General features: G+C 36.5%; 16 protein-coding genes. 13 read left to right on the top strand and 3 right to left on the bottom strand.

All coding sequences use genetic code 11. The features are described 5' to 3' along the window. Window positions 1–131: 131 nt before the first annotated feature. Genes H4V97_RS06865 through H4V97_RS06855 form a run of 3 tightly spaced genes read left to right on the top strand, consistent with a single transcriptional unit; the run spans window position 132 to window position 7,202 of the window. Window positions 132–3,155 carry a SusC/RagA family TonB-linked outer membrane protein gene (locus H4V97_RS06865; RefSeq protein WP_209549309.1) on the top strand — a complete coding sequence of 1,008 codons (3,024 nt, stop codon included), beginning with the start codon at window positions 132–134 and terminating at the stop codon, window positions 3,153–3,155. Window positions 3,156–3,165: 10 nt separating this feature from the next. Then, window positions 3,166–4,563, top strand: a complete 1,398-nt coding sequence (locus tag H4V97_RS06860; protein WP_209549308.1) for a RagB/SusD family nutrient uptake outer membrane protein — start codon at window positions 3,166–3,168, stop codon at window positions 4,561–4,563. A gap of 2 nt (window positions 4,564–4,565) precedes the next feature. Continuing rightward, window positions 4,566–7,202 (top strand): alpha/beta hydrolase family protein, encoded by a 2,637-nt coding sequence (locus tag H4V97_RS06855; RefSeq protein WP_209549307.1) that lies wholly within the window; start codon window positions 4,566–4,568, stop codon window positions 7,200–7,202. Between the two features lie 65 nt (window positions 7,203–7,267). Here the strand turns inward: H4V97_RS06855 and H4V97_RS06850 are convergent, their stop codons facing one another. From H4V97_RS06850 to H4V97_RS06840, 3 genes are all read right to left on the bottom strand, one after another. Beyond that, window positions 7,268–7,546, bottom strand: a complete 279-nt coding sequence (locus H4V97_RS06850; protein WP_209549306.1) for a DUF6520 family protein — start codon at window positions 7,544–7,546, stop codon at window positions 7,268–7,270. 90 nt (window positions 7,547–7,636) lie between these two features. Then, window positions 7,637–9,133 (bottom strand): MauE/DoxX family redox-associated membrane protein, encoded by a 1,497-nt coding sequence (locus tag H4V97_RS06845; protein ID WP_209549305.1) that lies wholly within the window; start codon window positions 9,131–9,133, stop codon window positions 7,637–7,639. A 96-nt stretch (window positions 9,134–9,229) separates the two neighbouring features. Further along, the gene (locus H4V97_RS06840; protein WP_209549304.1) at window positions 9,230–10,144 is read right to left on the bottom strand and encodes an AraC family transcriptional regulator; all 915 of its coding nucleotides are present in this window, start codon (window positions 10,142–10,144) and stop codon (window positions 9,230–9,232) included. A gap of 849 nt (window positions 10,145–10,993) precedes the next feature. Between H4V97_RS06840 and H4V97_RS06835 the strand changes: the two genes are divergently transcribed. The 10 genes from H4V97_RS06835 to H4V97_RS06790 all read left to right on the top strand — a co-directional run bounded on the left by H4V97_RS06835 (window position 10,994) and on the right by H4V97_RS06790 (window position 20,072). Next, a complete protein-coding gene (locus tag H4V97_RS06835) occupies window positions 10,994–11,863 on the top strand; it encodes an ABC transporter permease (RefSeq protein ID WP_209549303.1) in 870 nt (289 codons plus the stop codon). A 258-nt stretch (window positions 11,864–12,121) separates the two neighbouring features. Next, on the top strand, window positions 12,122–13,387 hold the full coding sequence (locus H4V97_RS06830; protein ID WP_209549302.1) for a polysaccharide ABC transporter ATP-binding protein: 1,266 nt from the start codon (window positions 12,122–12,124) through the stop codon (window positions 13,385–13,387). 20 nt (window positions 13,388–13,407) lie between these two features. After that, window positions 13,408–14,184, top strand: coding sequence for an FkbM family methyltransferase (locus H4V97_RS06825; RefSeq protein ID WP_245345206.1), 777 nt, complete (start codon window positions 13,408–13,410; stop codon window positions 14,182–14,184). Further along, complete coding sequence (locus H4V97_RS06820; protein ID WP_209549300.1) at window positions 14,184–15,260, top strand: DegT/DnrJ/EryC1/StrS family aminotransferase; 1,077 nt, start codon at window positions 14,184–14,186, stop codon at window positions 15,258–15,260. The genes H4V97_RS06825 and H4V97_RS06820 overlap by 1 nt, the downstream gene beginning before the upstream one ends. Further along, a complete protein-coding gene (locus H4V97_RS06815) occupies window positions 15,257–15,961 on the top strand; it encodes a WbqC family protein (RefSeq protein ID WP_209549299.1) in 705 nt (234 codons plus the stop codon). Before H4V97_RS06820 ends, H4V97_RS06815 begins: the two co-directional genes overlap by 4 nt. A gap of 7 nt (window positions 15,962–15,968) precedes the next feature. Then, a complete protein-coding gene (locus H4V97_RS06810) occupies window positions 15,969–16,928 on the top strand; it encodes a hypothetical protein (RefSeq protein WP_209549298.1) in 960 nt (319 codons plus the stop codon). Beyond that, window positions 16,925–17,899: a hypothetical protein gene (locus tag H4V97_RS06805; RefSeq protein ID WP_209549297.1), complete on the top strand. Its 975-nt coding sequence runs from the start codon at window positions 16,925–16,927 to the stop codon at window positions 17,897–17,899. The genes H4V97_RS06810 and H4V97_RS06805 overlap by 4 nt, the downstream gene beginning before the upstream one ends. Next, entirely contained in the window at window positions 17,892–18,350 is a 459-nt protein-coding gene (locus H4V97_RS06800) for a GNAT family N-acetyltransferase (protein ID WP_209549296.1), read from the top strand. Before H4V97_RS06805 ends, H4V97_RS06800 begins: the two co-directional genes overlap by 8 nt. Then, complete coding sequence (locus H4V97_RS06795) at window positions 18,340–19,089, top strand: class I SAM-dependent methyltransferase (RefSeq protein ID WP_209549295.1); 750 nt, start codon at window positions 18,340–18,342, stop codon at window positions 19,087–19,089. Before H4V97_RS06800 ends, H4V97_RS06795 begins: the two co-directional genes overlap by 11 nt. Further along, a complete protein-coding gene (locus H4V97_RS06790) occupies window positions 19,086–20,072 on the top strand; it encodes a glycosyltransferase (protein ID WP_209549294.1) in 987 nt (328 codons plus the stop codon). Before H4V97_RS06795 ends, H4V97_RS06790 begins: the two co-directional genes overlap by 4 nt. Window positions 20,073–20,080: the final 8 nt, after the last annotated feature.

Here is a 20,080-nt window from a genome sequence, read left to right as displayed (position 1 = left end):
CCTATGATAGAATAGTAATAGTGCGATTGCTTCGTGCCTCGCAATGACAAAAAAGGCCCTCCAACCGTCTCGACAACTGCATAGAGGACCATCGCTAACAAAACTAACGTTTCATTTAACTAACCAATATTATGAATAAAAATTCAATATTTAAGGGTTGGGCGGCACTTTATTATCCAATACTTTTTGGATTGTATCTGTACTGTCTTCCCGTTATGGCTCGAACACCATTGCCCATACCCATTCCTCAACAGCAAAATATTACTGGAATCGTAACTGACAGTCAGGGTGTATTGACCGGTGTTACTATATCCTTAAAGGGAAAATCGACTACTACTGTTACCAATTATGACGGTACCTACAGTCTCACTGCTAATGCTACGGACACTCTTATTTTTTCTTTTATAGGGTATAAAACCTTGACTGTTCCGATAGCGGGACGTACTACCGTTAATGTACGTCTTCAAGAGGATGCCACCCAACTGCAGGAAGTGAAAATTAATGCGGGATATTATAGCGTAAAAGAAAGCGAACGCACCGGCAGCATCGCTAAAATCACATCAAAAGATATTGAAAAACAACCTGTGGCCAATGTACTTGCTACTATGCAAGGCAGAATGGCCGGGGTGGATGTTGTGCAAACAACAGGTGTGCCGGGTGGTGGTTTTGATATTCGAATTCGTGGACTTAACAGTTTGCGAAGTACTGGAAATGCTCCGTTGTATATTATTGACGGGGTACCTTTTGCCTCGGATGCGATAGGGGATGCACAGACTTCCTCGACGTTGCCGACAGCAACCAGTCCGCTTAACAGTATCAATCCGAGCACTATTGAAAGTATAGAAATATTGAAAGATGCTGATGCTACGGCTATTTATGGTTCGCGTGGTGCTAACGGAGTGGTGCTCATTACCACTAAAAAAGGGAAGGCGGGGAAAAGTCAATTTACAGCCAGTGCCAGTACCGGAATAGGTCAAGTGACCCGAATGCTTGATCTGCTACATACCGAGGATTATCGTGCTATACGCCAACAGGCATTTGCCAATGACGGGATTACTGATTACCCTTATAATGCTTATGATGTTAACGGTACTTGGGATTCTACAAGGTATACCGATTGGCAAAAGGAACTTACTGGTGGTACTACTACAATTAAAACACTACAAGCAGCTGTTTCTGGGGGCTCGGCACAGACCCATTTTTTGGTTAGCGGGAATACCTATACACAAAGCACGGTTTTTCCCGGTGACTTTTATTATAAAAAAGGAGGCGTGCATGTGAGCTTAGACCACGAGAGTGAAGATAAACGTTTTAAAGTGGTGTTTTCTGGCAGTTATGATGTGCAACACAACGATCAACCGGCAGCAGACCTGACCCGAATATCGCGGAACCTTGCACCTAATGCACCTGCACTTTATGATGCTGAAGGCAACCTGAATTGGGAAAACAGCAGTTGGGAGAATCCTTTAGCAGCTCTTCACGCCGAGGCTTTGGCCAAGACCAACAGTCTAGTAGCGAACAGCACATTCTCCTATCAACTGCCTTATAATTTCACAGCTAAAACCAGCCTTGGTTTTACGGACCTACATCATCATGAAAGCCGTACTGATCCTTCTTCCATCTATGACCCTGTATATGAAGCAGGACCTGAATATTCGGCTATATTTCTCACTACGACGGGGCGACGCTCTTGGATAGTGGAACCACAATTGAACTGGCAGCACAATTTAGGTCACGGTAAAATTGATGTGCTTTTTGGAGGGACGTTTCAAAATCAGCTAAGTGACAGATTGATACAGTATGGTTCGGGTTTTACTAGCAACAGTTTACTCTATAATCTGGCTTCTGCCAGTTTCAGCAAAACTTACTATGACGATGAAACGGTGTATCGCTACCAAGCTTTCTTCGGGCGAGTAAACCTGTCGTGGAAGGATATGTATTTTGTGAACCTGACCGGTCGTCGTGACGGTTCGAGTCGTTTTGGTCCCGGAAAGCAGTTTGCCAATTTTGGTGCGGTAGGTGCTGCCTGGTTATTCTCATCAGCAAACCTACTTAAAGAACACTTGTCCTTACTGAGTTTTGGAAAGCTACGTGGTAGTTATGGTGTGACGGGAAATGACCAGATAGGTGATTACCAATATCTTGATACTTACCAGTCTTCAGGCAATGTATATGACGGAACAGTAGGACTGCAACCGATGCGATTGTTTAATCCTAATTTCAGTTGGGAGAGCAACCGAAAAATGGAAGCTGCTATCGAACTTGGTTTTCTAGGGGATAGAATCTTTACGACTGCGAGTTGGTACCGCAATCGTTCCTCGAATCAACTTATAGGAATGCCGTTGCCAGCCACAACCGGTTTTACCTCCCTGCAATCAAATCTTGCCGCTACGGTGCAAAATACAGGACTCGAACTGACCTTGCGCACTGTGAACGTTCAAAAGGATGCTTTTGGATGGACTACGAGTTTCAATATCACCGTGCCTAAAAATAAGCTGATTGCTTTTCCGGGATTAGAAGCCAGTACTTACCGAAACCAATATGTTATTGGAGAATCTATCAACATTCAGAAATTGTATCACTATACCGGTATTAATCCGCAGTTAGGAGTTTATGAATTTGAGGATGTGAATGGTGATGGGATTTTATCTTTTGCTGACGATGCACAGACGTTTAGGGATTTCAGCCGTGAATATTATGGGGGATTGCAAAATCAATTGCGGTATAAACGATTTCAATTGGATTTTCTTTTCCAATTTGTAAAGCAACTTAATTGGAATGCGGCTTCACCGTATTCGGCTCCGGGTGCTTTTGGCAATCAACCCACATCTATATTGGGCAGTTGGCAACAGGCTGGCGATAGCGGACCGAACCAAATTTACACCACAGGATTGAACAGTAATGCCGTGAATGCATATGGACGCTATGCTAACAGTGATGTGGCAGTGAGTGATGCATCTTATGTACGCCTTAAAAATATTGCTGTTTCTTATGACGTGCCCACTACTACTATAGGTTTGCAATGTAGACTATTCCTGCAGGCTCAAAATCTGTTGACGCTAACCAGCTATAAAGACGGCGATCCAGAGTTCAGAAGTTTTAATTATCTGCCTCCTATGCGCATTATCAGTTTTGGAGCCGAATATAAATTTTAAAAAAGAGACCATGAAAAATATACTTATTATTATCCGATGCTTTAGTCGTGCTTTTCCCTGTCTATTGTTAGGTATTGCTTTCTCCTGCAATGATTTTGTGGATGTAGCGCAGCCTAATTCCCAATTGATCGGTAAAACAGTTTTTGAAAATAATACTACTGCTACCGCAGCGATGAAAGACATATACGCTAAAATGAGAGACAGCGGGCTACTGACTGGAAAACCTTTAGGGCTATCGAATTTATTGGGGCAGTATACCGATGAATTAGTATGCTATCAGACAGGAGCCTATACCGCAGAACCTTTTTATAATAATGCTTTGACCGTTACTAATGGTTTTGTTCAGGAAATGTGGACGACCACTTATAGTCAAATATATGCTGCCAATGCCGTGATTGAGGGCGTTACCGCTTCGGCAGCACTTACTGCTACACAAAAGCATGCACTTATAGGTGAAGCACTTTTTGTTCGTGCGTTGCTACACTCGTATTTGGCGGGTGTTTATGGAGCATGTCCGTATATCACCAGCACAGACTATCAGCAAAACAGTATTGTGCACCGTTTGCAAGCAACAGCAGTTTATGGACAATGCATAACTGATTTGGAACAGGCTGCAGTCTTATTGCCTGAAAACTATGTAAGTACTGATAGGGTCAGACCTAATAAGTGGGCAGCTACTGCACTGCTTGCCCGAATGCATTTGTATACTGGACAATGGGCACAAGCTTCTAATGCTGCCTCGGCTGTATTAAATGAAGATGGATTGTATGTATGGGAAACGGATTTGGATAAAATATTTTTAAAATCGTGCAGCAGTACTATTTGGCAATTTGCTTCTGGCGGTGGTTATGCCAATACTCAGGAAGGCGGTTTATTTATTTTTACTGCAGGACCACCTCCAACTGTAGCATTACGTACAGAACTGTATGATTCTTTTGAAGTTGGAGACCAACGAAAAAAACATTGGATTCGACCTATTACTGATGGTACTACTACTTGGTATCACGCTTATAAATACAAGCAAAATAATAGTTCAACAACAACGACCGAAAATTCGGTACTGCTGCGACTTGCTGAGCAATATTTGATTCGAGCTGAAGCACGTGCCAAGCAAGGAGATTTGATCGGCGCTAAGGAAGACTTGAATTTTGTCCGCATTACTGCGGGACTTGGCAACACTACCGCGCTGACCAGTACGGAAGTTGTGGATGAGATAATCCAAGAACGACGCTTTGAATTTTTTACTGAAACCGGGATGCGCTTCTTTGATTTGCAACGTACCGCAAAATTAGATACTGCTTTATCCCCTCTAAAACCGGGATGGAACAGTACTGACAGTCTTTGGCCTGTACCACAGTCGGAATTATTGATTAACCCTAATCTTGCTCCGCAGAATGCGGGTTATTAATTATGAGAACATTATTTTACAACAATAGGTTTTATACAGCTTTAGTGCATCTATTTATTTTAGGTATTGTCTTTTTTTCCTGCTCTGTATTGGGGCAGGTTACGCCCAAAAAGAATCTTACTGAACAGGATTACCATTTGTGGAGTACTATGGAAATGCAAGCAGTCTCTGCCAAAGGCGATTGGGTGAGTTATCACTTTGCTTATGAGAGTGGGAGTGATACGCTCGCGGTAAGGAATAAAGAGGCTACAAAAACCCATGCTTTTGCGAAAGGGTATGATGGTAAATTTGCTAAAGATAGTTGGTTTGCCTGTATGCTGCCTGAAAAAGTACTTACGGTAGTGAACCTTAAAACCGGTTTGACCCGACAAATAAAAGGGGTAACACAATATGCTTTTTCGAATGATGGGGCAACATTAATTTATTTGAATGATTCGAATCAACTTACTATTGGGAGCCCTGCTGGGAGTGCTAAAGACGAATTCAACGGAGTAAGTGGATTTGTACTTAATCCGGCAGGCAGCAGTATGGTTTATACTGTAACCGGAGAGGAGTCGTCGCTACATTATTATTCCTTTGCGGGTAAAGGTGATTTTAAAAAACTAGCTACAGATGGAGCAGCGACGTTTGAAAATATCGTGTGGCAAGGAAAAGGAGCCTCTTTTGCTTTTGTGAAAAACTACAAAGATACGCTTGATTTTCGTCATGGCAAGAACTTATATTTGTATCGCCTATCAGAAAATAAATTATATAGTTTTGATGCTAATCTCCTGCCAACTATTCCAAAAACCAGCACAATTGAATCTCCGATTTGGACCCATTTTAGGATTTCTGATGATGGTCAACGGGTGTTTTTTTACATTACGGAAGGCAGCACGGGTACTGAAAAACCACAAGTACAGGTATGGAATGGCAATGATGTCTGGACTTATCCCCAAGCGCAAATAACGGGACGCTTTGATAAAACATCGAAATGTGCCGTTTGGTGGCCGGATAATGGACGCTTTTTGCAGTTAACTACGAATGAGCAGCCTAAGCTAATGCTTAACGGTGACCAGGAGTACGCTATTACTCATAATCCTATGGGAGAAAAACCCCAGTTTGATTATTTGAATACCACCGATTGGTATTTAACCAATTTGAATACCGGTAAACAAACCCTCTTTTTGGAAAATCTAGTCTGTGACTTAGGTGAAATCACACCCTCTTATAGTGGTAAGTATGTTGCCTATCGCAGCGATAAACACTGGTGGGTTTATGAGATCGCTACAGGAAAACATATAAACATTAGTGCCGGCATGGTGCCAATGATTTATGATGCATCGTATGACAGAGCAGGAGTAAAGCCTGCATATGGTATTGCCGGTTGGACAGCTGATGATGCGTCAGTAATCATTTATGACGAATATGATTTATGGTCAATCAATCTGAAAGACTTGAAAACAAAACGACTTACCAAAGGCAGAGAGCAGCAAATTGTATTTCGCCTTTCCTATCCTTTAGGGCAAATAGACCGGCTTATGAATTTTGATGGGTTTACTTTTGCACTACTTGATTTGGAAAAGGGTTTGTATCTTAAGGCATTTGGAAAGTTTACCAAACAATCGGGATATTATCATTGGGATATGACGGAGAAGGCGTTAGTATTTGAAGCAAAGAATATTACTCAGCTTGGTTACACTAATACCACTAAAACATTATACTATACAATGCAAGACTTTAATGTGCCACCTACTATCATGGCATTAGTAGAAGCAATACCATTTCCGAAGTTGGTTGTAAATAGTAATCCACAACAAGAAAACTATCATTGGGGCAAATCACAACTTATTAGTTATACCAATTCAAAAAACAAGAAACTTCAAGGTGCTTTATATTATCCGGCTAACTATGACCCAGCAAAAAAATATCCTATGGTCGTTTATATTTACGAAAAACTGAGTCAACATTTGCACACTTATGTGAACCCCACTTTGTATAATACCTACGGTATCAATACAAGTAATCTGAATTCTCAAGGTTATTTCGTGCTGCATCCCGATATATCTTTTGAAATGGGTGATGTAGGAATCAGTGCTACTGATTGTGTTGTTTCGGCTACCAAAGCAGTCATTGCCATGGATTTAGTATTACCTAATAAAATAGGTTTGCACGGTCATTCTTTTGGGGGCTATGAAGCGGACTTTATTGCTACTCAAACCGATATTTTTGCCACTGTTATAGCGGGTGCCGGAATATCTGATTTGGTAAGCCATTATCTTTTGAATGGCAGGAATACTGGTAGACCTGAAATATGGCGCTATGAGAATGATCAATGGCGTTTGGAAAAGTCGCTGTATGAATATACGGAAGGGTATTTAAGAAATTCACCGGTAATGCATGCACAAAATATTAAAGCTCCTATGTTGACTTGGAGCGGAGCGGAAGATCAACAAGTGCCTTATTACCAAAGTATTGAATTTTATAATGCGTTGCGACGATTAGGGAAAAAGCACATCATGCTTATATATCCTAAAAATGATCATGTTTTAAGTCAATTTGAGAGTCAGAAAGATTTTACACAGCGGTATGAGAAATGGCTTTCCACTTATCTAAAAGATGCCACGGCTCCAGATTGGATTATGAAGGGTATGCAATAGTAATTTATTATTAATGAAAAAGCAGTTCCTGGGTTAGGAACTGCTTTTTTTGACTGCTTAACTGTTTAGTTAGGTAGTCTCCATAACTGTACCGCACAGTGTGTAGCATCAGTTATTCCAAAAACTTGTGCCCCGCCCGTTTGGGTTTCCGTACACAATACCGCATTAGGTACATCCGTGCAGTTGTTTTTAAGCACACAGTTAGGACCCTGCTTGATGTAACCTGGAAAAGTGCTTAGCACACCAGATTTGGTTACAGCTTTTTTAGAGGCAGTGGTTGCGAACGCTCCGGCTGCCGCAACGATAAATAACGCTGCTGACAAAAACAATTTTACATTTTTCATAATGTTAAAATTTAAAGTTATTTTTTTGATCTACTTTTTTCTACAGGTGTTCGATCTGATTCCTGATACCCGAAAGGGTATTTCTTTATATTATCTTCTGACTGATTTATCGATTTGATATACTACCAGTGTTTTTTCAAATAAGAAGTAAATTCGATTTTTTACAGCATACATTGCTTGCGGCTTTTTTTCATTGAGATGATATACATAGAAGCTATAATCGTACACATTATTTTTTAGGTCATATACATCAATTACTGAAGTTTGTTTCCATAGTGTCAGTGATTCAAATCGACCACGGAGATTTGAATTGACAAATAACTGGTTGCCTGACGTACTACTTAACTTATTGACCATTAGCGGAGGTTCCGCCATTTTTCGGTCGCCATTACTTAGTGTTGCCACTTTAATTTTGGCAAAACTGGTTGTGTCAATTGTGTTGCCTCGATAGAGGTCTTTCATGTTTTTATCAGCTACTATAAATTGATTGCGATAATAGTAGGTATAAATAAGTTTTTGATTTTCGGAGTTGTACCGTAACATACCATCACAATCAAAGATTCCGTCTATTTGTTTTTGAAGGAGTCCGTTACCCCATAGTACTTTAGTTTTGTTATTTGAAAACAACATAGCCCCGAGAATGCTCTCACCGGTTTTAGGGCTTTTGCCGCGAAAGACTGCTGCCGACGCATCGATAGGTTCAAATGCTGAAAAATATGTTTTAGTATCTGGTATTTGCTTTGCTTTCCAGTCGGCTATTTTGCCTCTGAAAATACAGGGAACCGTGCCGTCTGTCAGGTAAAAATAGGGTGGCCTTATACGAACCAGTGCGGCTCTGTATGGCAGGTCATAATTATTCAGGTCAATTCGATAATTGCCTACGACTTTCAGATTCTTGTCTATAGCCACTATGGATAGGGGTGATGCGTAGTTACCTAAATACACAACCTCATTTGCGATTCCTGCAAAGTAGTTGCCATCATATTTTAAATTTAACTGCGCTAGTTTACTATAAAGATGTGGCGGATATCGGCGAACAAAGTTGTTTTCCTGATGGATAATCTGTTCTGATTTTAGAAATAATACAAGCACTATACCAACTGCAAAAAGGCTTGTTGCGATAAGAACCAGTCCACATCGTGGTTTCCACGCTTTGTTTTGTTGACGTAACTGCATAGATGATACGATTGCAAAAGCAGCTAGAAGGCAAAAGATAAGATTGAATGTTAGATGTTGGTTCCAAGTCATTTTTTCAAGTATCCCACCACAGGAGCAAGGCACAAATTCACTGTAGTGCAGTATGATGAAGATATAGGCAGAGAACATCACCATTAGGGTGAAAGAAGCGACCAAGGCAGGGAGTTTAGTATTCTTAAACATCAGCAGAGCTGCGATTAATAGTTCTAGTGAAGGAATAGACCAAGAAACCCAACCGGCAAAAGCACTTATCAACGGTGATTGCCCAATTTGTATGGTGAAACTTTCATAATCTAATAATTTACTAAACGAAGCATAGGAGAAGAGGATAATAAACAAGTAGCTTATAATGTCGATGTAGTTTTTTCTGATGTTGTTCGTGACTTTCATTTTTAGTGCTTTTGATTTAGTAAAGTTCTGTAAATGAAAATCTTGTAAAATGGTAATTTGGGAATATCAGTATGCAAATACTAAATTGTATTATTATTAGTATTTGTTTTCGGAGTTATTATTATTATTATTATTATTACGTTTTAAGTCGCTTGGGGAATAATTGAATCGCTTTTTAAAAGCCTTGTAGAAGTTGGTGTAGTCATTAAATCCAATAATAAAAGCGATTTCTTTTAAAGTGATGCTAGTTTGCAGGATTAAAATTTGTGCTCGTTTTAGTCTCTCGTCCATGTAAAACTGATATATGCTGGTGTTAAAGAAATGCCTAAAACTATCTTTTAATTTGAATTCATTTACAATGAATATTTTTGACAATTCCTTTGTACTTGGTAATGGATCCTCTAAATGGTTCAAAATGTAATCATATACATTTTGAATAAGTACTGCGTCTGATAGGTGCTGGTCTATGTTGGTTGTTTCTGGCAGGATGTCCTGAAGAATGGTCGTAATTAAACTGACAATAATCGTATTGTTATATAATTGCCTAGAAAAGGTACAATAGGAGGGAACGAAGTGTTGAGTTGGCGTAATGAATAATAATTGAACGGCTGTGTGTACCTCTTTGTCGGATGGTGCTTCAGCCGTAATGGCTTCCCATGATGGTAAGGATTGTTTGGCAAGTATTTCGTGAAAACCTAATTTGAGAAGTTTTTCCGGCTTGTATCCTAAAATTGAAGGGACTTCTTCGCTGAAGTTCTCGATTGTAAATGTTCTGTCTAGAATAATTGTAGCTTGAACTGAGCTTTGTTGTTTGTACGGTGGATTTATATAACCCAACTTTGAGATTAACAACTCCATTTTTTCGGCAGTAGTATTGAGCATGACTGCCACTTCATCCAATTGATTATTCTCAGGATCTCTATGCATCCTGAATATGAAGTTGCCAGATGCCATTTCGAACAGCATCTGATATATGTTTTTTACTTTTTGTTGGACTGACTGATTGTTCATGTCATTATAGAAATTGAAGTAGCGTATCCTGTGGAAAGAGGAACAAAACTATATAATGTAATTTTTATTTGCTAAAAGTATAGTGTGCAATTCGGGAATTGAATAGGTGTTTTTGAGAAGGTATTCAAAGGGAATTCTCGTTTTATTCCTCCCGAAGCTTCAAGACTAAAGGGAGACGAAAATTTGGAAATATCCTTTTATAGAACCATTTGAATTTTCGAATGCGATGTCTCTCGGTACCGTCAGTTCGAGGCAGAATTTTTTTATAAAAAAGCAATATAAAATGGCACACAGCTAACACGGATTCAACGGATAAACATCGACTGTAATAAGATCAATCTGTGCTAACCTATTAATATCCTTTAAAGCTGTGGACTTTTTTGTTTTGCTATCAACTAAATAATAATAACCAGTTGGCTGCAATTATACAGAAAAGACATTGAATAGCTAAACATAAAATTTAACCATATAGAAACATAGAAAAAATGTCAATAGCCCAATTATTGGTTTTACCTAGCTATGTTTTCTTAAATAAAGTGAAACGACTTTCAAAATCCAAAAAAAAAAACTATGTTTCTATGTTTTAAAAAAAGATCAAGAATGAATTACATCCCACGGGTTAATAATAAATAGTACGGTCCCGTTTTTACCGGAGGAAGCGTTGTGTTCTTTTTTATCTGTCAGAAAAATAGGGTTTTGTATACTGATTGCCCCTCAAAAACAAAAAGAATACACTTAGTGCGCTACTTATATAGATTCATAGCCAAAATTGTTATATTTGTCAACTTTCTATACCACAAATTAAAAAAATAAAGATTATACCCAATAATAGCCGCTTAGCATACCTACATGAATAACCACGATAATATAGATAACAATTGGCTTTTTGAGATAACTCCTAAAAATAAGTTCTTCTCCCTCAATCTCAAAGAAGTATGGCAGTATAGGGATTTGCTGCTGCTGTTTGTAAAAAGAGACGTGGTGACGGTTTATAAACAAACGGTTCTCGGTCCACTTTGGTACTTGATCCAACCGTTGTTTACCTCAATTACTTTTACGATTATCTTTAATAATTTGGCAGGAATTGATACTGGAACTGTTCCTCCGTTCTTGTTTAATTTAGCAGGAATTACAGTTTGGAATTATTTTACGGCATGCCTAACAGGAACCTCAAATACTTTTGGTGCTAATGCAGGAATATTTGGCAAGGTATATTTCCCCAGATTGATTGTGCCTATTTCCATCGTGATCTCCAATTTAATTAAATTTGGAATCCAGTTCTTCATTTTTATCGCTTTTTATATTTATTATTACTATCAAGGAGCTTTAGTTAGTTTGAATGCGACTGCCGTATTTTTTCCTTTACTTATTGTCTTGATGGGGGTTTTAGGACTAGGATTAGGAATGTTTATTTCGTCTTTGGTCACCAAATACAGAGATTTTAGTTACCTGATCAGTTTTGGGGTGCAATTGTTGATGTATTTATCTGCAGTGATGTATCCTATGGCATTGATTAAAGAAAAATTGCCTTCGTATGGATGGTTAGTGCAATACAATCCGTTAGCGTATATTATAGAAACCACACGATATATGTTGTTAAATGTGGGACAGATTTCTGTTTTTGGGTTGTTATATACTTTTGCGGTAACGGTTATCGTATTTTTGGTGGGAGTATTGATTTTTAATAAGACGGAGAAGAGTTTTATAGATACGGTGTAGTCCTCCACTCTCCCGATAGCAAACGGGACCCTCCGAAAGAGGGGCAGTTAAACAAGTGCTTTTAAAAGAGAGATTGTCGCAACTAATAAAATAAATAAGTTTAGTCTCTGATGTCAATGTTTATTGGGATTTAGAATGCGAAGCGGTAGCCGGGTTTTTAGATAATTCTGTTCTCCTGAGAAGTAAAGCTTCAGTAGCGAATCCTAAAGATTGATTCGCGAGCATCAATTTGCGAAAATAGAATAACGAATAAATATAATGAGTAAAAATATTATCCTAAAAGCCGAAAACATCTCCAAGCAATACCGCCTGGGACAAGTGGGTACCGGTACGCTGAGTCACGACTTGAACCGGTGGTGGTATCAGGTGCGCGGCAAGGAAAATCCTTATTTGAAAATAGGTGATGTTAATGATCGCAGTAAGAAAGGTAGCAGCGATTATGTGTGGGCATTACAGGACATTAATTTTGAAGTAGAACGGGGTGAAGTTTTAGGCATCATTGGTAAAAACGGAGCGGGAAAATCTACCTTACTCAAAATATTATCAAAAGTAACTGCACCCACAACAGGAATTATAAAATCTAGAGGGCGCATTGCTTCTTTGCTCGAAGTAGGAACAGGATTTAATGGCGAAATGACCGGCCGGGAAAACATCTTCTTAAACGGAGCCATTCTGGGCATGACCAAAAAAGAAATCACCTCAAAACTCGACGAAATCATTGATTTCTCGGGTTGTGAGCGCTATATAGATACGCCGGTAAAACGCTACAGTTCCGGTATGACCGTGCGTTTGGCTTTTGCCGTAGCCGCATTTCTAGAACCGGAGATTTTGGTGATTGACGAGGTTTTGGCAGTGGGCGATGCCGAGTTCCAGAAAAAAGCCATTGGGAAGATGCAGGATATTTCTAAAGGAGAAGGAAGAACGGTTTTGTTTGTGAGTCATAATATGGCAGCAGTGAAGAGTTTGTGTACGAAAGGGTTGGTTTTAAAAAATGGATCAACTGTTTTTGAAGGAAATATAGTAAATGCAGTTGCTAATTATTTAAGCGGCGATTCAGAAAGTTTAAATCATAAAAAATTTGGGGATAATTACGATTTTAAAACGTTTAAATTGCAAGAAATTTTTATAAATCCAAAAGATAAATCATCGGACGATAATTTAGATGAAGAACAAGAAATCGAATTTAATACTAGAATTATCATTAAAGAAAATGCAGAAAGATTGCATTTAACGTACGTAATAAAAGGAGATGAAGGAGACGCTTTGTTTACCTTTTCTAATGTTTATTCCGATATGAAATTAGTAAATGGGGAGAATAATCTAAAATGCATTTTCCCAAAAGGGTTTTTGAACATTGGAAATTATTTCATGGATTTATATATTATCGAAGATGCTAAAAGAACACTCTTTAAGGAATCTGATATTATGAATTTTACGGTTCAAGAGGGGCATAGGGAAATAGGAGCTTGGCTGGGAAAAGAACCCGGTTTTATAAAGCCTATTTTTACATGGGATCAAATTTAATAAGGCATAAAAATAAAATCTTGAAAAAAACAATAAAAAAAGTCCTGATTAAACTAATAAATCCCTTTGTAACAAAGCTAGGATATATTAGAGGAAATAGTATTCAAAAAAGCCCTGTCGATAAGTTTAATAAAAACAAGTTATTGAGTATATTATTTAATAATCTAAAAGTAATAGGGTTTACCCCAAAACATATTGTGGATGTTGGCGCTAATCACGGAACTTGGACAAGGGAAGTATTAACATATTTTCCAGAGGCATATTATACATTGTTAGAACCCCAACATTGGTTAAAAGATTCCTTTCAGGATATTTTAGATACCAATGCTAAAGTTCAGTTTCATCCCGTTGGAGCAGGTGCGAAAGAAGGATCTTTTCAATTTACGATAGTGGATAGAGATGACAGTTGCTCTTTTAGATATAGCCCAGCAGAAGCAGAAGCATTAGGATTCAAGCAAATTGAAATTCCTGTGGTCACTTTGAATGCATTATTGGCAGAAAGTAAATTGCCCGTGCCGGATATTATAAAAATTGACGCCGAAGGATTAGATATCGAGGTGTTGAAAGGAGCAACTCGCTTCTTTGGTAAAACCGAAGTCTTTATGGTAGAAGCAGGAGTAGTAATTAAAGAATTTGACAATAGTTTTTTGAAAATGATTAACTTTATGGATGAAAATGGATATCGCTTGTTTGAGATAACCGATATGAACAGGCCTTTACAAACCCAGGTTTTATGGTTGGTAGAATTGGTATTTATAAAAAAAAACGGAATAATTGATTCACAAGTACTGTTATAATGATAAACGTAACGAAGACTTTTTTGCCGCCCATTGAAGAATATACGAAGCAAATACAGCGTGCTTGGGATCAGAAATGGATAACGAATCGTGGCCCGCTAGCCATAGAATTAGAAACTAAATTAAAAGAATATCTCAATACTTCCAATATTATTAGTACTACTAATGGTACCATACCATTGCAAATAGCTTTAAAATTATTAGGCAAGAAAGGCGAAATAATAACCACACCCTTTAGCTATGTGGCTACGACAGCAGCAATAGTTTGGGAAAATTGTACACCTGTTTTTGTAGATATTCATCCAGAATATCTCACTATTGATGAAACAAAGATTGAAGCAGCTATTACGAATAAAACAACAGCTATTTTAGCGACGCACGTTTTTGGAAATCCTTGTGCTATTGAAGCGATCGAAGCGATTGCGAAAAAGCATAATTTGAAGGTGATTTATGATGCCGCTCATGCTTTTGGCGTAACTTATAATGGGCAATCGTTATTTTCTTATGGCGATATAAGTACTTGCAGTTTTCACGCCACCAAATTGTTTCATACAGGGGAAGGTGGGGCTATGTTTGCCAATGATGCTAACTTATATCACGAAATGTTTTATAGCCATAATTTTGGTCATAACGGACCTTTGGCTTTTTATGGTGTCGGAATTAATGCTAAAATGTCGGAATTACAAGCCGCAATGGGATTGTCGGTTTTTCCCTATATGGGAGCAATTTTAACGGAAAGAAAGAAAGTAACAGATTATTACAATCAAAACCTTAACTTTTTAAAACTGCAATCGTTAAAAATTAGAGCAAAGACACGATGGAATTATAGTTATTATCCTGTAATTTTTGAAGATGAAAAGGTATTGCTACAAGTTCAACAAAACTTAAATGAAAATCAGATTTTCCCAAGACGTTATTTTTATCCATCCTTGAATACCATAGAGTATGCCAAAGGAGATGTAATGCCAATTTCTGAAAGCGTCGCTTCGAGAGTTCTTTGTTTGCCGTTATATGTTGGACTGGAAGAATCAAATTTAGAATCAATAGTTTCTATCATAAATACGATTCTGAAATGAAAGTGGCTATTATGCAGCCTTATTTTTTACCTTATATAGGTTACTTTCAATTAATCAATATGGTGGATGTTTTTGTTATTTATGACAACATTGAATACACAAAAAAAGGATGGATTAATAGAAATCGAATTTTAGTAAACGGAAAAGATGAAATTATAAGCTTACCTATAAAAAAGAGCTCCGATTATCTGCATATTAATCAACGGGTTTTGTCAGAAACTTGGGAAAAAGATAAATTAAAATTACTCAATAAAGTAAAAGCTAACTATAGGAAAGCACCTTACTTTGACGAGGTTATTCCTTTAATGGAAGAATGTATGGAATTCGATGCGATTAATTTATTTGACTTTATTTATCATTCGCTGACTAAACTTTGTAAAAGATTTGATATTAACACTGAAGTTGTTGTTTCTTCTGAATTAGATATTAATCATAATTTAAAATCTTCTGAAAAGGTAATGGAAATTTGCAAGTTCCTAACAGCGGAGCAATATATAAATACAATAGGAGGATTAGGATTATATTCTAAAGAAGACTTTTCGAAGAATGGTATTGTCTTAAATTTTATAAAAACAAATTCGTTCATTTACAAACAATTTGATAGTGAATTCATAACTTTTTTATCTATCATTGATGTGATGATGTTTAACTCAAATGATACTATCAAGAAATTCATAAACAACGAGTTTATACTAATTTAAGGCTATTATGTCGCAATTAAAATGGAGAAAATTAGGATTGGTTTTCAATCCCTCTGAACAAAATACTCCGGACTGGATGAATGAGTTTGCACAAGCACCTCATGTGCTTCATTTTGACGGTTACATCAAGGTATATTTTTCTTGTCGACCAAAACCCGATGAAAACGGACAATACGTAAGTTATTCAGCATACGTCGATTTAGACGAGAATTTTTGTGTTTTAAAAATAGCACAACAACCTATTTTTAAATTAGGTGCATTGGGAACTTTTGATGAATTTGGTACCTATCCGGTTTCTGTGATTAAAAATGAGGAAGAATATTGGGCTTATTATGCTGGTTGGACTCGTTGTGAATCGGTTCCTTTTAATGTTGCGATAGGTTTTGCAAAAAGCAACAATGGAGAACAATTTGAAAAAATCGGAAGCGGTCCCATTATTTCTTATTCTCAAAATGAACCCTTTGTAATTAGTGGTCCAAAGATCAGGAGATTTAATAATAAATGGTATTTGTTTTATATTGCAGGAAATAAATGGATTTTAGACAATGGAAAGCCGGAGCCAATTTATAAAATACGTCTTGCAATTTCTGATGACGGAATTAGTTTTAAAAAGGTAGACATCGACTTAATAACTAGTGAAATAGGAGAAGATGAAGCGCAAGCCAGCCCAGATGTAATTTATAAGAACGGAAAATATCATATGTTTTTCTGTTACCGAGGAAGTAAAAATTATAGAGGAAAAGAAAATGGTTATCGTATTGGTTATGCTTCGTCAATAGACTTAATCAACTGGAATAGAAACGATGAACATGTTGGTATTGATGTCTCTGAAGAAGGTTGGGATAGTGAAATGATTAGTTATCCGCATGTTTTTGAATTAAACGGAAATACGTATATGTTTTATTTAGGAAATCATGTAGGGAAGCAAGGATTTGGAGTGGCTGTTTTAGAAAATGAATTGCTATGATTTGGAAAAAAAGAGGGAAAATTATTGATCCAACTCAAATTCACTTGGGCAATGGGTGTACAGAATTCGCACAATCGCCACAAACAATAGTGTTTGATGATTTTGTGAGAATATATTTCTCTACAAGAAAACGAGATGCTAAAGGAGCGTATTTAAGTCTGATTTCTTATATTGACATGGATCTAAACTTGGAAAAAATTATTTTGTTTTCAGAAAATGAGGTGATTGGCTTGGGTGAATTAGGAACTTTTGATGAACACGGAATATTTCCTATAAATCCCTTTAAAGAAGATGATAAAATCTATGCCTTTACCTGCGGATGGAACCGAAGAATTTCTGTTCCAGTTGAGACATCCATTGGAATTACGCAGAGCAATGATAATGGAAAAACTTTTCAACGTTTAGGAAATGGGCCGATCTTATCATCATCATTGAAAGAGCCAGTTTTGGTTGGCGATGGATTTGTTCAAAAATATAATGAGATGTACCATATGTGGTACATTTTTGGTACAAAATGGATACCAAAAACAGAAAGCGAACCTGTAGCTAGAGTTTATAAAATAGGTCATGCAATTTCAAAGGATTTATTAAATTGGCAAAAAGAAGAAGGCAAACAAATTATTGCAGATGTCTTAAACCAAAATGAATGCCAGGCTTTGCCTACAGTAATTAAAATCGGGAATACGTATCATATGTATTTTTGTTTCAGAGAAGCAACAGATTTTAGGGATAATTCAAAAAGAAGTTATAAATTAGGATACGCTTATTCATCGGACTTAATTCATTGGACAAGAAACGATAGTTTGTCAGGGATTACAATTTCTGAAAACCCAAAAGAATGGGATTCTGAAATGATGTGTTATCCTCATGTTTTCAGCGTTAAGGATAAAGTTTTTTTACTTTATAATGGTAATGATTTTGGAAAATATGGTTTTGGTTTTGCAGAACTTATAAATGATGAAAATGAATGATGAAATAAAATTTTGTCAAAATTGTTCAACTACCGATGATATCTTTATTCATTTGAAATTATGCGACGCTCAATTTGTACCGTATTTAAGTTCGAAAGTGATTTTAAAAGAATATTCAGAAAAATTATTTAATAAAGCCGTACGATTTGAAGCTTGGAATAAAACAACCTTAATTGGTTTGGTAGCAGCTTATCTAAATCCAGTAGATAGTTTTTTGTATATAACTAATGTAAGTGTGACGCCGGATTATCAAGGAAAAAGTATAGCAAAACAATTGCTGCTTTCATCCATTCTTTTTACAAAAGAAAACAATCTCAATTTCATCGAATTAGAGGTCAATAAAAACAGTATAAACGCAATTAATTTATATAAAAAACTTAATTTCGAAAATTTAAAAGAAGATTCAGAAAGTTGTTTTTTAATTTATAAAATAAGGAGGAATGAACAATAATAGAGATTATAATAAAGAACTGCAAGATACGGAATACCATAAATACGCTTATAATTTCGATTTTGATGTGATGCATCCTTTTATGCTGAAAACGTTTATTCCATTTTTTAAAGATGGAAATTTTTTAGAATTAGGAAGTTTTAAAGGCGATTTTACAAGAAAATTTATACCTTATTTCGATGATATTACTTGCGTTGAAGCATCTAATGAAGCTATTGCAATTGCACAGATTGAGTTTGGTGATAAGGTGAAGTACATAAATTCACTCTTTGAAACCGCAATATTACCCGCAAAATATGATAATATAGTAATGACTCATGTTTTAGAGCATATAGATGAACCCATTGCCGTTTTAAAACGTATTAATGACGAATGGTTATCCGATAATGGTCGTTTTTTTCTGGTTTGCCCTAATGCCAATGCACCATCACGACAAATTGCTGTGAAGATGGGACTGATTTCGCATAATTCAGCTATTACGCCTGCTGAAAAAGAGCATGGACATCACATAACTTATACTTTAGATACATTAGAGCGTGATGCAAAAGCAGCGGGCTTAAAAGTGGTAAGTCGCTCAGGAATTTTTTTTAAAGCCTTAGCTAACTTTCAATGGGATCGTTTGTTGCAAACTGATATAATTTCTCAAGAATATTTAGAGGGTTGTTATGAATTAGGTCAGCAGTATCCTGATTTGTGTTCTAGTATTTTTTTAATGTGCGAAAAAGGAAATAAAATATGACTAGTCCATTGTTATCAGTATGTTTAATTACCTATAATCATGAGAACTATATAAAGCAAGCTATTGATGGGATATTGATGCAACAAGTAGATTTTAATTGGGAATTGATAATTGCAGAAGATTGTTCTACTGATGGCACACGAGAGATTCTTTTAGAATATAAAGAGAAGTATCCAGATTTTATAAAATTAATTTTACAAGAAAAAAATGTTGGTCCAGCTAAAAACTTTTTAGATTTAATACAAACTCCGAAATCAAAGTATATCGCTTACTGTGAAGGTGATGATTATTGGACGGATCCCTTAAAAATTCAAAAACAAGTTGATATTCTGGAATTAAATGAAAATATTGGTTTAGTTTGCAGTAAAGTTAAACATTACAATCAAACTTCAGGAGATTTTATTGAAATTACTCCTACGTTTGTTAAAGCGAGTAACGACGTTATTGCATTAATGTTGAAAAGTAAATTCATATCCCTTTCCGCTTCAATATTTAGAGCGTCAGTTTTATTTAAAGTTATTGATGCCATTAGAGTTGAACTTGAAACTGGAATTATTGGAGATACCCGGATTTTATTAGAAACGGTCTATCAATCTGAAGTTTATTTTTTAAATGAAGTAACTGCAGTTTATAGGATTTTAGAGGGTAGTGCAAGCCATCCCAATGAGGTAAATAAATATATTTTGGCAATAAAGGATTCTTATTTGTGTAGAAAAGAGTTCGTTGTTAGAAATAATTTAAATAAAAAATGGCTTTCGGATTCTATATGTAACACTAATAGAGGATTAATTAATCAAGCTTTCGTTGCTAAAAAATATTCAGACAGCATGAAATTTCTAGGTAGTATTTTAATAATAGATACTTTAAAATATTGCCGTTTTAATGTATTTGTGAAAAAAATAAAATTAGATATTTGGATGAAATTAATGTTATCATTAGTAGGCATTGGTTTATTACGACAAAAATTAAAAAAATCAAATTAAAGGTACTC

It is taken from the genome of Flavobacterium sp. CG_23.5, from assembly GCF_017875765.1.
Classification (GTDB): Bacteria; Bacteroidota; Bacteroidia; order Flavobacteriales; family Flavobacteriaceae; genus Flavobacterium.
The sequence above is the reverse complement of the archived record's forward strand: the minus strand, read 5'-3'. Positions and strand labels throughout refer to the sequence as shown.

Excerpts from the sequence above, each read along its gene's own strand:
- H4V97_RS06865 (WP_209549309.1), top strand. The coding sequence starts at position 132 with ATGAATAAAAATTCAATATTTAAGGGTTGGGCGGCACTTTATTATCCA.
- H4V97_RS06860 (WP_209549308.1), top strand. The coding sequence starts at position 3,166 with ATGAAAAATATACTTATTATTATCCGATGCTTTAGTCGTGCTTTTCCC.
- H4V97_RS06855 (WP_209549307.1), top strand. The coding sequence starts at position 4,566 with ATGAGAACATTATTTTACAACAATAGGTTTTATACAGCTTTAGTGCAT.
- H4V97_RS06850 (WP_209549306.1), bottom strand. The coding sequence starts at position 7,546 with ATGAAAAATGTAAAATTGTTTTTGTCAGCAGCGTTATTTATCGTTGCG.
- H4V97_RS06845 (WP_209549305.1), bottom strand. The coding sequence starts at position 9,133 with ATGAAAGTCACGAACAACATCAGAAAAAACTACATCGACATTATAAGC.
- H4V97_RS06840 (WP_209549304.1), bottom strand. The coding sequence starts at position 10,144 with ATGAACAATCAGTCAGTCCAACAAAAAGTAAAAAACATATATCAGATG.
- H4V97_RS06835 (WP_209549303.1), top strand. The coding sequence starts at position 10,994 with ATGAATAACCACGATAATATAGATAACAATTGGCTTTTTGAGATAACT.
- H4V97_RS06830 (WP_209549302.1), top strand. The coding sequence starts at position 12,122 with ATGAGTAAAAATATTATCCTAAAAGCCGAAAACATCTCCAAGCAATAC.
- H4V97_RS06820 (WP_209549300.1), top strand. The coding sequence starts at position 14,184 with ATGATAAACGTAACGAAGACTTTTTTGCCGCCCATTGAAGAATATACG.
- H4V97_RS06815 (WP_209549299.1), top strand. The coding sequence starts at position 15,257 with ATGAAAGTGGCTATTATGCAGCCTTATTTTTTACCTTATATAGGTTAC.
- H4V97_RS06810 (WP_209549298.1), top strand. The coding sequence starts at position 15,969 with ATGTCGCAATTAAAATGGAGAAAATTAGGATTGGTTTTCAATCCCTCT.
- H4V97_RS06805 (WP_209549297.1), top strand. The coding sequence starts at position 16,925 with ATGATTTGGAAAAAAAGAGGGAAAATTATTGATCCAACTCAAATTCAC.
- H4V97_RS06800 (WP_209549296.1), top strand. The coding sequence starts at position 17,892 with ATGAATGATGAAATAAAATTTTGTCAAAATTGTTCAACTACCGATGAT.
- H4V97_RS06795 (WP_209549295.1), top strand. The coding sequence starts at position 18,340 with ATGAACAATAATAGAGATTATAATAAAGAACTGCAAGATACGGAATAC.
- H4V97_RS06790 (WP_209549294.1), top strand. The coding sequence starts at position 19,086 with ATGACTAGTCCATTGTTATCAGTATGTTTAATTACCTATAATCATGAG.